This is a genomic window from Collimonas fungivorans Ter331, assembly GCF_000221045.1.
Lineage (GTDB): Bacteria > Pseudomonadota > Gammaproteobacteria > Burkholderiales > Burkholderiaceae_D > Collimonas > Collimonas fungivorans_A.
This window is the reverse complement of record NC_015856.1, coordinates 4,094,400-4,105,954: the sequence shown is the minus strand read 5'-3', so window position 1 is coordinate 4,105,954 and position 11,555 is coordinate 4,094,400. Positions and strand designations below refer to the sequence as shown.

General features: G+C 60.2%; 14 protein-coding genes. 6 read left to right on the top strand and 8 right to left on the bottom strand.

What is annotated here, in order from left to right; genetic code table 11:
* The first annotated feature begins 6 nt into the window (after positions 1 to 6).
* Positions 7 to 438 (top strand): sirohydrochlorin chelatase, encoded by a 432-nt coding sequence (locus tag CFU_RS18295; protein WP_014007493.1) that lies wholly within the window; start codon positions 7 to 9, stop codon positions 436 to 438.
* Here the strand turns inward: CFU_RS18295 and CFU_RS18290 are convergent.
* Positions 419 to 1,330: a LysR substrate-binding domain-containing protein gene (locus CFU_RS18290; protein WP_014007492.1), complete on the bottom strand. Its 912-nt coding sequence runs from the start codon at positions 1,328 to 1,330 to the stop codon at positions 419 to 421. The genes CFU_RS18295 and CFU_RS18290 overlap by 20 nt on opposite strands.
* 170 nt (positions 1,331 to 1,500) lie before the next feature.
* On the opposite strand from CFU_RS18290, the gene CFU_RS25580 reads away from it, so the two are divergent.
* From CFU_RS25580 to CFU_RS24950, 4 genes are all read left to right on the top strand, one after another.
* Positions 1,501 to 1,662, top strand: coding sequence for a DUF3563 family protein (locus tag CFU_RS25580; RefSeq protein WP_167351421.1), 162 nt, complete (start codon positions 1,501 to 1,503; stop codon positions 1,660 to 1,662).
* Positions 1,663 to 2,132: 470 nt separating this feature from the next.
* Entirely contained in the window at positions 2,133 to 2,525 is a 393-nt protein-coding gene (locus CFU_RS23435; RefSeq protein WP_050808638.1) for a hypothetical protein, read from the top strand.
* 275 nt (positions 2,526 to 2,800) lie between these two features.
* A complete protein-coding gene (locus tag CFU_RS18270; RefSeq protein WP_041742357.1) occupies positions 2,801 to 3,001 on the top strand; it encodes a hypothetical protein in 201 nt (66 codons plus the stop codon).
* Between the two features lie 131 nt (positions 3,002 to 3,132).
* Entirely contained in the window at positions 3,133 to 3,309 is a 177-nt protein-coding gene (locus CFU_RS24950; protein WP_014007489.1) for a hypothetical protein, read from the top strand.
* A 24-nt stretch (positions 3,310 to 3,333) separates the two neighbouring features.
* Here CFU_RS24950 and cobA read toward each other — a convergent pair whose 3' ends face one another.
* The 7 genes from cobA to CFU_RS18235 form a co-directional block, all read right to left on the bottom strand.
* On the bottom strand, positions 3,334 to 4,113 hold the full coding sequence (gene cobA, locus CFU_RS18265) for a uroporphyrinogen-III C-methyltransferase (protein WP_041742355.1): 780 nt from the start codon (positions 4,111 to 4,113) through the stop codon (positions 3,334 to 3,336).
* A gap of 28 nt (positions 4,114 to 4,141) precedes the next feature.
* Complete coding sequence (locus CFU_RS18260; RefSeq protein ID WP_014007487.1) at positions 4,142 to 5,497, bottom strand: sulfate adenylyltransferase subunit 1; 1,356 nt, start codon at positions 5,495 to 5,497, stop codon at positions 4,142 to 4,144.
* A complete protein-coding gene (gene cysD / locus CFU_RS18255) occupies positions 5,497 to 6,432 on the bottom strand; it encodes a sulfate adenylyltransferase subunit CysD (protein WP_041742354.1) in 936 nt (311 codons plus the stop codon). The genes CFU_RS18260 and cysD overlap by 1 nt, the downstream gene beginning before the upstream one ends.
* A gap of 31 nt (positions 6,433 to 6,463) precedes the next feature.
* Positions 6,464 to 7,219, bottom strand: a complete 756-nt coding sequence (locus CFU_RS18250) for a phosphoadenylyl-sulfate reductase (protein WP_041742352.1) — start codon at positions 7,217 to 7,219, stop codon at positions 6,464 to 6,466.
* A gap of 2 nt (positions 7,220 to 7,221) precedes the next feature.
* Entirely contained in the window at positions 7,222 to 7,755 is a 534-nt protein-coding gene (locus CFU_RS18245; protein WP_041742351.1) for a DUF934 domain-containing protein, read from the bottom strand.
* Complete coding sequence (locus CFU_RS18240) at positions 7,739 to 9,436, bottom strand: nitrite/sulfite reductase (protein ID WP_041742349.1); 1,698 nt, start codon at positions 9,434 to 9,436, stop codon at positions 7,739 to 7,741. Before CFU_RS18240 ends, CFU_RS18245 begins: the two co-directional genes overlap by 17 nt.
* Positions 9,437 to 9,541: 105 nt before the next feature.
* Entirely contained in the window at positions 9,542 to 10,315 is a 774-nt protein-coding gene (locus CFU_RS18235; protein WP_014007482.1) for a sulfite exporter TauE/SafE family protein, read from the bottom strand.
* Positions 10,316 to 10,556: 241 nt separating this feature from the next.
* Between CFU_RS18235 and CFU_RS18230 the strand changes: the two genes are divergently transcribed.
* On the top strand, positions 10,557 to 11,498 hold the full coding sequence (locus CFU_RS18230) for a CysB family HTH-type transcriptional regulator (protein WP_014007481.1): 942 nt from the start codon (positions 10,557 to 10,559) through the stop codon (positions 11,496 to 11,498).
* Positions 11,499 to 11,555 lie beyond the last annotated feature (57 nt).

The window sequence follows — 11,555 nt, the reverse complement described above, 5'->3', positions numbered from 1 at the left end:
TGATCCATGTCTGAATCTCTGTCCGCTTCTCAGTCCGCTTCTCAGTCCGCATCTCAGTCGATACCGCAGCAAGCGCTCATCCTGTTCGCCCACGGCGCCCGCGACCCGGCCTGGGCGGCGCCGTTCGAGTCCTTGCAGCAGCTGATCCAGCGCCAGCGGCCGCAACTGCTGGTCAGGCTGGCTTTCCTTGAACTGATGCAGCCCGACCTGCCGCAGCTGCTGCAGCAGCTGGTCGCCGCCGGCGTCAGCGAAGCCAGCGTGGTGCCGGTATTCCTGGGGCAGGGCGGCCATGTCAGGCGCGACCTGCCGGCATTGATCGCACAGGCCCGGCAGCAGCATCCGCAACTGGCCATCACGGTGGCGCAGGCGGTCGGCGAGCAGCCGGACGTGCAGGATGCCATCGCTCAATACTGTATTTCTACTTTGCCGCCGCGATAATGCTGGCGGAAGTCTGCTTTCCTTTCAATTGCAGCCACGCGATAAAGTTGGCCAGTTGCGGATCCTGGTGGCTCGGGCGGTACAGCAAATGAAATCCTTTGTCGCGCAGCAGCAAATCTGGAAACAGCGGCAACAGGCTGCCATGCGCCAGGTCTTCCTCGATCATGGCCAGCGATCCCAATGCCACCCCGAGATCGGTAAGCGCAGCTTGTAAACTCAAGAAAAAATGCTCATAGATCTGGCCAGACAGCTGGCCTTTGACCGGTACGCCGACCTCACTGAACCAGCGCGTCCAGCTTTCCGACCGGGTCGATAAATGAAGCAGGGAAGCTTGCAACAAATCGGCCGGGGTCTTGCATGGGTGCTGCTGCAGGTAGCGCGGCGACGCCACTGGCGTCAGCACATCGTCCAGGAATCGTATGCATTCATACTCGGCGCGATGCATCGGGCTGCGCCGTATCAGTACATCGAACGGTTCCTTGAGGGCGTCGACCGCAACGGTTGATGTCGTGACGCGGATCTCGACCCGCGGATTTTCTATCTGAAACGACGACAGCCGCGGAATCAGCCAGCGCATCGCCATCGACGGCGTGCAGCTGACGCGGATGATGCGCACTTTTCCCGTATTGAGCAGTTGCTCGGCCGCCAGCGAAATACGGTCCAGGCCGGCTTTGACGTCGGCAAAAAATATCCGCGCCGCCGCCGTCGGCTCGACCCCGCGCTGTCCCCTGACAAACAAGGTCTGGTCGAAATGCTGCTCCAGCAGCTTGATCTGCTGGCTTACCGCGCTGTGCGTCAGGTGCAGTTCGGCGGCAGCCAGCGTCAAGCTGCCGGTACGCACCACGGCTTCGAATACGCGCAGCGGCTTGAGCGGCGGCAGACGTGTTTTCATGTTAAAAAAACTTATATTGAGGATAGATAATACGGCTTTAAGGAAAAACCGAATCGGCCTATTCTACATCCATGGCAACCAGATGCAATGCCATCGATTTTTATATCCACCGCTTGGAGTTTGATATGTCGCTTTCCAATATATTTTCTAACAGTAAATTGCAGGACTGGATGAAAAAGCTGGCCCAGGCAAGCAGCGCGCCGGATGCCGAGCAGGCTTATCTCGCCGCCGCCCAGGATCACCAGGACCTGGAGCGGCGCTTGCGGGTGCTGGATTGCCGGCACGGATCGCTCCTGCATACTTTGCGGGTCATGAAAGTCCGTTCTTATTGATTCTGCCGAACGCCGGTCGTTATTGGCGTGACGGTACGGTACGGCTTGTGACGACCCGTCGATACATATTTTGTGGTGAAAGTAAAGGGTTTTTACTTGACAGAATGGCTAGCCGGAAATATAATCCTTGGCATTGCATCACATGGAGATCCATATCTTGGACAGTTGTTCTAGTAGTAAGCGTGGATGGGTCCTCAGCCCGGCACATAGCGCATAATCTTTAGCAGACCTCCCTCCGCTACAGCTTGTGCTTATTCCGAGCTGTAGTGTCATAGTAAGCCTGTCGTAGCAGACAGGCCGCAGTGATACTCCCATCCGTTTTTTTGCAAGACCGTTTTTCGTGCTGCCATCCGGCGGATTGCGTACGGCTGTGTTCGACCGTGTGTTTGCCTCAGGCGCACAGGCTCGGCGCCGGCCGCGGCAATACGTCGTCCGGCATCCCGGCTGACGGAAGTAGGAAGGAGATCGCCATGCCATTCGCTAAATTGCATGCATTTTTCAACAAGCGCCGTTTCGCTGCGTCCCATGACAGCCACGAGACAGCTTTGCCTTACCGCATCGTGACCACTTGCCGCGGCTCGGAAGTGGCCAAGCTCGAAGAGCTGATGCGGCGGCTGTTGGCAACCTATCACGTGACTTACCAGGGCAGCGAACCTGCGGTACAGGCGCATCTGACGAGCATCACGGTCGAAGTGATGTGTTCGGTGCGCGAGCGCGGCGGACTGGTGCAGTTGGTCACGCGCCTGGCGCAGGAAATCAGCGTGCGCAGCGTACGCTGGGAAAGCATTCCCCAGCGTTCGGTGCGTCCTGTCCAGGAGCGGGCGGCGTCTCGCACTGGGCACGCTGCCGCGCAGCCGGCATAACCAGGAGTTAGTGAAATGGACTGTTCCAGTTGTCCGCGCTACCGGACTGAAAAACTAGCAGCAGAAAATAGTAAAGCAGGCGCACGTTTGCCTGTCCCCGCCTAGCCATCCGCACCTTTCCGGTGTCGATTGGCCAGGCTGGACAGCTTGCAATCGACGACGGAATGTCTTCGTCGCAGTCGTCCGTGCCATTGCCGGCAAGGACCTGACCCGCGCCACGCTTTACATGCTGACCTTGCTTCCGGAACGGAAGCAACACATGAAAAGGTGAAATCATGACTATTAAAACCCTGCTGGGCATGAGCCCCAACAGTCGCAATAACAGTGGCAGCAGCTGGACTTTCGGCTGGACCCCAAGCCAGGCGTCTACGCTTTCCGCTAACACAAAGAGCGGGACCAAGCATGAAGCCAGCCAGGGCGAACGCCAGGTCGGCGTCTACGGCGTGCTGGCGACGCGCAATCATAACGGGCGCTGAGAGCCTGAGCCCCGTTGGCAGAGAGATGTTTGAAAGCCGTCCTGCCCCGGCAGGACGGCTTGTTATTTGAATGCGGCAGTTTCCTGGCGTTGCGGCAACGCAGGGCCGGCGCCGCAGGTAAGGAGTAATAAATGAAATGGGAATTTTTGAATAAGAGAGCTGCAGTATTTCTGGTGCTGACCGTAGCCGCCGCCGGCCTGGTCAGCTGGATCAATGTTTTGTCGCCCGAAGACCGTGCGGATCAATCCGGCCGGGTCCTGCAAAAAGCACTGGCCTCGACGGCGCCCGCCAAGCCGCTGCCGCGCTGAGCGCGCGCGGGGTGAAACTGGATTTCAGGCTGCGTTCTGCTCGTCTTGCCCGTCGGCTGTTATCAGCGTTTGTTGCGGGCGGCTGGCCAAAGCCTCGCCTATCATCACCAGCACCGGTCCTTCGCACAGCTGCAAGCCTGACTCAAGCCGGTCCAGGCGCAAGCGCTGGATGCGCTGGTTGTCGCGGCTGCAGTTTTCCACCACCACCACCGGCGTCGAGGCAGCGCGGCCCTGCGCCAGCAGGCGCTGCGCGGTTGCCGCCGCTTCGCGTCCGCCCATGTACTGCACCAGCGTGTCGCAAGAAGGAATATTGACCTGGTCCGATTCGCCGGGGGCCGTGCTCGAGGTGAAGAAGGCGACGCTGCGCGCCACGCCGCGCTTGGTCAAGGGCTGCTGGGTGGTCGCGGCGGCCGCTAGTGCGGCGCTGATGCCTGGCACCACTTCCGCTGCGATGCCATGCTGCTCCAGCGCCCGCAATTCTTCGTCGGCGCGGCCGAACAGCATCGGGTCGCCGCCTTTCAGGCGCACCACCAGCGCGTACTTGCGCGCACTGTCGATCATCTGCTTGTTGATGAACTGCTGGGCGGTAGACAGCTTGCCGCAGCGTTTTCCCACCGGGATTTTCACAGCCTGCGGGCACAGCGCCAGCATTTCCTCGGTGACCAGCGCGTCATGCAAGACCACGTCGGCCTGCGCCAGCAACCTGGCGCCGCGTACGGTAATCAGGTCGGCCGCGCCGGGGCCGGCGCCGATCAGGTAAACCTTGCCGTAGGCAGGTTTGCGGGAGGAGTGAGTAGCTTGCATGGCTTGCCTGTCCAATTTTTCGCGTCGGTTAGTCGAACCCGGGTGATAGCCGAATCATGCCGGCGGCGACCGTCTGGTGCGTAACTTCGTCAATCAGGATGAAGGCGCCGGTAGCGCGGATCGCATCGTAGGAATCGGCAGCGATGGCTTGCTGCAGGTTGAGCGATACGCGGGCGATGTCGTTCAGCTTGAGCGATTCGGCCGGGCGCCGTTCCTGGGTATTGATGTCGAGCAGCGTATCGACCTTGGCGATGCGCGCCGCGACTTGTTTGGTGCTGTGCTTCAGCCAGTATTTGCGGCGCAGGTCGAGTGCATCTTCCGACAGCCAGCAGAGGTCAGCGCTGACGGTTTTCAGCAAGGCCGGCGCGCGCTCTACCGAAGTCAGCATGTCGCCGCGCGAGATATCCAGGTATTCGTCCAGCAGCAAGGTCACGGACTGGCCGACCACCGCCGACGGCAGCGAGCCTTCCAGCACCAGGATGTCTTTCACCGTGGCGCTCTGGCCGCTCGGCTGCACCACCAGCTTGTCGCCCTTGTGCACCTTGCCGGCTTCGATGCGGCCCATGTAGCCGCGGAAATCGTTCGCTTCGTGGCCGTTGTGGCGCGCCACCAGCTGCACCGGGAAACGGAAAGGTTCGTCATGCGATTCATCGTAGACGCTGAGCGATTCCAGCAGCTCGATCAGGGTCGGCCCCTGGTTCCACGGCATGTTGTCGCCAGCGGTCACCACATTGTCGCCGGCCAGCGCCGACAGCGGGATCGGGCGGACATCGCGCAAGCCCAGTTGGGCGGCGAATTCCTGGTAGGCGGCGACGATGCGGTCGTACACGGACTGGTCGTAGTTCACCAGGTCCATCTTGTTGACGGCGACGATCACGTGCTCGATCTGCAGCAGGTGGGCGATGGTCGAATGGCGCTTGGTCTGGGTCAGCAGCTCGACGCTGCCGTCGTCGCCCAGTTTCACCTTGGAGACGTCGATCAGGATGATGACCGCATCCGCGGTCGAGGCGCCAGTCACCATATTGCGTGTGTACTGCTCATGGCCCGGGGTGTCGGCTATGATGAACTTGCGTTTCGGCGTGGCGAAATAGCGATAGGCGACGTCGATCGTGATGCCTTGTTCGCGTTCGGCTTCCAGGCCGTCGGTCAGCAGCGACAGGTCGATGGTGTCGCCGACGGTGCGTTTGTGCTTGGCGCGCGAGATGGCGTCCAGCTGGTCGGCGAAAATGCCCTTGCTGTCAAACAGCAGGCGGCCGATCAGCGTGCTCTTGCCGTCATCCACCGAACCGGCGGTAATGAAACGCAGCAAGCCGCGCTCCAGCGGCGCATTGCCGGCGTCGGCAGGGGTTGTCGCTGCAACAGTGTTTTTTACAACGGCGTTCATCAGAAATATCCTTCTTTCTTGCGTTTTTCCATCGAGGCTTCCGACGTCTGGTCGTCCATCCGGGTAGCGCCGCGTTCGGTGATCTGGGTTACCGCGGTTTCAGCGATGATGGCTTCCACGGTAGCCGCATCGGACGCCACCGGGCAGGTGCAGGAAATATCGCCGACGGTGCGGAAGCGCACTTCGCGCAGTTCCGGGGTTTCGCCTTCCCTGGCCGGCGTCAGGTCGGTCAGCGGCACCAGCAGGCCGTTGCGCGGGATTACCTGGCGCTGGTGGGCGAAATAGATGGGCGGCAGTTCCAGTTTTTCGCGCGCGATGTATTGCCAGACATCCAGCTCGGTCCAGTTCGAAATCGGGAATACCCGCATGTTTTCGCCTGGATGGACGCGCGTGTTGTACAGGTCCCAGAGTTCAGGGCGCTGTGCTTTCGGGTTCCATTGGCCGAATTCGTCGCGGAAAGAAAAGATGCGTTCCTTGGCGCGCGCTTTTTCTTCGTCGCGGCGAGCGCCGCCGATGCAGGCGTCGAACTTGTGCTCTGCAATGGTTTCCAGCAAGGTGACGGCTTGCGCGGCGTTGCGCGAATCGGTCTGCGGATTGCGCAAGCGCACGGTGCCGCGCTTGATCGAATCCTCGACCGAGCCGACGATCAGGCGTTCATCCAGTTCGGCCACGCGTTTGTCGCGGAAGGTGATGACTTCTTCAAAGTTGTGGCCGGTATCGATGTGCACCAGCGGGAAAGGGAATTTGCCCGGCCGGAAAGCTTTCTCCGCAATCCGCAGCAGCACCACGGAATCCTTGCCGCCCGAGAACAGCAATGCCGGATTGCTGCATTCGGCCGCCACTTCGCGCATGATGTGGATCGCTTCCGATTCCAGCCAGTCGAGATGGCGGTTGGCGGCCTTGTCCAGGAAAAATTTTTCAACAACTGTGTTCATGTCGGTTCTTGTCATTTGAAGATACGATGATTCAAGCGTTTTGCTGTGAGACGGATTTGATGCGGATCAGTTTGCCGTCGACCACATGCAAGCCGCATTCCTTCGAATCCGGGTTTTCCCACCACCAGCGGCCGGCGCGCACGTCTTCGCCTGGCTGGATGGCGCGCGTGCACGGTTCGCAGCCGATCGACGGATAACCTTTGTCGTGCAGCGGGTTGTACGGCACATTGTTGCTGCGGATGTATTGCCAGACATCGTCTTCCGACCAGTCTGCCAGCGGATTGAACTTGGCCATGCCGTGCGCTTCGTCCTGCTCCTGTACATGCAGCTCGGCGCGAGTCTGCGACTGCGCCCGGCGCTGGCCGGTGATCCAGGCCTTGTTGCCGGCCAGGGCGCGGTTCAGCGGCTCGATCTTGCGGATGCGGCAGCATTCCTTGCGCATCTCTATGCTGTCGTAAAACGCGTTCAAGCCGTTCTGTTCGACATAGGCGGCGACAGCTTCAGGCTGCGGCCGGTACGGCGTGACGTCGTAGCCGTAGGTTTCCTTGATGCGGCCCAGCATGCCCAGCGTTTCGGCATGCAGGCGGCCGGTTTCCAGGGTGAAGATGGCAATCCTGTCCTGCAGCCGGTTGCGCAGGATCAGGTCGGTCAGCACCATGTCTTCGGCCGCGAGGCTGGAAGCGAACACCGCCGGCGTATATTCGGCGGCGATTTTTTCCAGCGTCGCCTTGGTGGCGGCGACCAGTTCCGGCAGCGATAACGGTAGAGTCGGGGTCGGGCTGCTCATGGTCAATCCTGGCTGACGGCTTGGCGTTGCACGCGGCGGAACAGCGGCGTCTTCTCGTCCCACGAAGTCTGGTATTTTTCCGAGAAATCGGTGAGGCCTTTGAGGGCGTCGTTGATATCCTTGTCGGCGCGCACCGCAAAGGCGTTGAAACCCACCCGCTGCATGTAGAACAGCTGATCGCGCAAGACATCGCCGATGGCGCGCAATTCGCCGTTGTAGCCGAGCCGGGTGCGCAGGTTGTAGGCGATCGAATAACCGCGGCCGTCGGTGAACTTGGGAAAATCGACCGCGACCAGGGAAAAATGCGCCAGGTCGTCTTTCACCACATCCGCTTGCGCATCGCTGCCCAGCCAGACGCCGACTTCCGCGCGTTCCAGCAACTGCGCGCGCCGGGCGTTCCAGACGCTGAACGGCACGATCACCTTGCCGGCCGGGATACTGACGCTGTCGGCGCTGTCGCCTTCGTTCAGGCGCAGCACGCTCCAGTCGTCGGCGACGACTTCTCTGTTCTTTATGATGTTAGTAGACACAAGCATCCTCTCCATGGGTGTAGCCGGTCGGGATCGGGCTGGCGTAGACAAATTCCTTGAACGGCGCAATGCCCAGGCGCTGCACTGTATCGATGAACAGTTCTTCCTCGGTGCGCTGCTGCACATACACGTTCAGCAGGCGTTCGATCACCACCGGCATTTGCTGCGCCGAGAACGACGGCCCGATGATCTTGCCGATGCTGGTGTTGTTGCCTTGCGCGCCGCCGATGGAAACCTGGTACCACTCGGAACCGTCCTTGTCGACGCCGAGGATGCCGATATTGCCGACGTGATGATGGCCGCAGGCATTGATGCAGCCCGAGATATTGAGTTCGATGTCGCCGATGTCGTGCTGGAAATCGAGGTTGTCGAATTTTTCAGCGATGGCTTGCGCGATCGGGATCGACTTGGCGTTGGCCAGCGAGCAGAAATCGCCGCCGGGGCAGCAGATGATGTCGGTCAGCAGGCCGATGTTCGGCGTCGCCAGTCCTTGCGCCTTGACTGCTTGCCACACCGTGAACAGTTCGCTGATCTTGACGTCGGCCAGCACCAGGTTCTGTTCGTGCGTCACGCGCACTTCGCCGAAGCTGTACTGGTCGGCCAGGTCGGCCACGAAATCGAGCTGGGCGGCGGTGATGTCGCCCGGCGGCACGCCAGTCTTTTTCACCGACAAGATGACCGCTGCATAGCCGCTCACCTTGTGCGCCTTGACGTTGCGCTTGAGCCAGTTGGCGAAACCCTTGTTGTCGGTTTTCTGCCCTTCGAAGCCGGCATCGGTGGCTGGCAACGTTTCATACGGCGGCGGCGTGAAGTACTGCGCAATCCGCTGCAGCTCTTCAGCCGTCAGCGTAGCCGGGCCGTCCTTGATGTCGAGCCACTCGGCTTCCACCTGGCGCGCGAATTCCTCGGCGCTCAACGCTTTCACCAGGATCTTGATGCGCGCCTTGTACTTGTTGTCGCGGCGGCCGTGCTGGTTGTAGACGCGCAGGATCGCTTCCAGGTAAGTCAGCGCATGCTGCCACGGCAGGAATTCGCGAATCACGCTGCCGATGATAGGAGTACGGCCCATGCCGCCGCCGACCAGGACGCGGAAGCCGACTTCGCCTTCTGCATTCTTCACCACATGCAGGCCGATGTCGTGCACGGCGGTAGCGGCGCGGTCTTGTTCGGCGCCGCTGATGGCGATCTTGAATTTACGCGGCAGGAAAGCGAACTCGGGATGGAAGGTGCTCCATTCGCGGATCATTTCGGCATACGGACGCGGATCGATGATTTCATCGGCGGCGACGCCGGCCAGTTCGTCCGAAGTCGTGTTGCGGATGCAGTTGCCGGAAGTCTGGATCGCATGCATTTCGACCGTGGCCAGTTCCGCCAGGATGTCCGGCGACTGCTCCAGGTTGATCCAGTTGAACTGGATGTTCTGGCGCGTGGTCAGGTGGCCGTAGCCGCGGTCGTACTTGCGGGCGATGTGGGCGAACATGCGCACCTGCGGCGAGGACAGCATGCCGTAAGGCACGGCGATGCGCAGCATGTAGGCATGCCGCTGCATGTACAGGCCGTTTTGCAGGCGCAGCGGCAGGAATTCTTCTTCCGTCAGTTCATCCGCCAGGCGGCGTCTTACCTGGTCGCGGTATTGGGCGACCCGTTCCTTGACTATCAGGTGATCGTATTGATCGTAGCGATACATCTTCGTCTTCCTTATGGGTTGTAGCCGATATCGTAACGAACCGGCCACGCCTTTATCAATAGATGCAGGGACTGCGCTGGCGCAATCCTTTCGTAATTCAGTAACTTAGTAAATCAGTTTTACCGCAACGCTGGTCAGCGTCAGCGCCAGCAAGCCGCGCAGGAATTTTTCCGGCACTGCGCGCGCCGCCAGCGAACCGAGCGTGATGCCGGGCACCGAACCGAGCAGCAAGGCCCCCAGCAGGTTCCAGTCGATCGAGCCCAGCCACCAGTGGCCGAGGGCGGCGATGGCGGTCAGCGGCACTGCGTAGGCGATGTCGGTGCCCGCGACTTCCGCCGGCGTCAGACGCGGATACAGCAGCACCAGGATAGTGGCGCCCACTGCGCCGGCGCCGATCGACGACATGGTGACCAGGGCGCCCAGCACCAGTCCTGCAAAAATCGTGGCCGCGGTCAGTTTCCTGCCCTGCAGGTGTTTTTCTGGATGGGCGTTCAGCCAGTGCTGCAGCTTGCCTTTGAACAGCAGGGCGACCACCGTCAGCAATACCGAGACCGCGATCGAATAGCGTATCACCTGGCCGATTTCGGCGCTGATCCCGCCCAGGTATTTGAGCGCCAGGGCGGTGGCGACGGCGGCCGGCAAGGCGCCCAGCGACAGCAGCCTGACGATATCCCAGCGCACCGTGCCGCGCGAGCGGTGGGCGACGGTGCCGGCGACCTTGGTCACCGACGCAAACGCCAGGTCGGTGCCGACCGCAACGCTTGGATGGATGCCGAACAGCAAGGTGAGTATAGGCGTCATCAGCGAGCCGCCGCCGACGCCAGTCAATCCAACCAGTAATCCGACGGCAAAACCGCTCACTACATAAGAAACAGTCATATCACCTCGTACGAAACACCTAGAATCGTAATAAACTTCACATATATCTCCAACTACAGACTATTTATTTGCTTATATGCGTATTTGATATATGCAAATACGGCAAATACGCTTGATCTGGGACGCGGAAAGCAGGGAGCGGCAGGACGCAGTTGTTTTGTGGCAATGTTCCGGGGCATGTATTTGTCAGGTCTCCCGGCTGTGCTGAACAGATTCTTTAAAGAAAAACCAAGGAAAATCCATGAATCTTCACCAGTTCCGTTTTGTCCGTGAGGCGGTGCGCCAGAACTACAACCTGACCGAGGCGGCCAAGGCGCTGTATACGTCGCAGCCGGGAGTGTCCAAGGCGATCATCGAGCTGGAAGAAGAGCTGGGCGTTGATATTTTTACACGCCATGGCAAGCGTATTCGCGGGCTGACAGAGCCTGGCCGGGCGGTATTGCGGTCGGTCGAACTGATCATGCAGGAAATCGACGGCCTCAAACGCATCGGCAACGAATACGCGGCGCATGACAGCGGCAGCTTCACCATCGCCACCACCCACACCCAGGCGCGTTATGCGCTGCCCAAGGTGGTGCAGGCGTTCACCCAGAAATTCCCCAAGGTACGCTTGTCTTTATTGCAAGGAAATCCCAAGCAGGTGGCCGACATGGTGCGCAACGACCAGGCCGATCTGGCGCTGGCGACCGAGGCTATCGTCAATGCCGACGGCCTGGTGACCTTGCCTTGTTATCAGTGGGAGCATGTGGTGGTGGTGCCGCCGGACCATCCTTTATTGCAATCGAAGGCGATCACGCTGGAAGAGATCGCTGCGTTTCCGCTGATCACCTACGATAGCGCGTTTACCGGCCGCACCAAGATCGACCATGCGTTCTCATTGCGCAACCTCAAACCGGATGTACTGCTGGAAGCGATTGACGCCGATGTCATCAAGACCTATGTCGAACTGGGCATGGGGGTGGGGATCATTGCCGGCATGGCGTTCGATGCCGAGCGCGATACCGGGCTGCGTTCGATTCCGGTCGGCCATCTGTTCGGCACCAATATCTCGCGGGCGGCGGTCAAGCAGGGCGCCTACCTGCGCAGTTATGTGTATACCTTCATCGAGCTACTGGCGCCGACCATGAACCGCAAGCTGATCGAGCAGGTGATGAACGGCGAGAAGGATATGTACGAGCTGTAAACATCGCAGCAGTTAATTAGGGTCAGAGTCGAATATTCCCGTGAAAGAATATTCGAC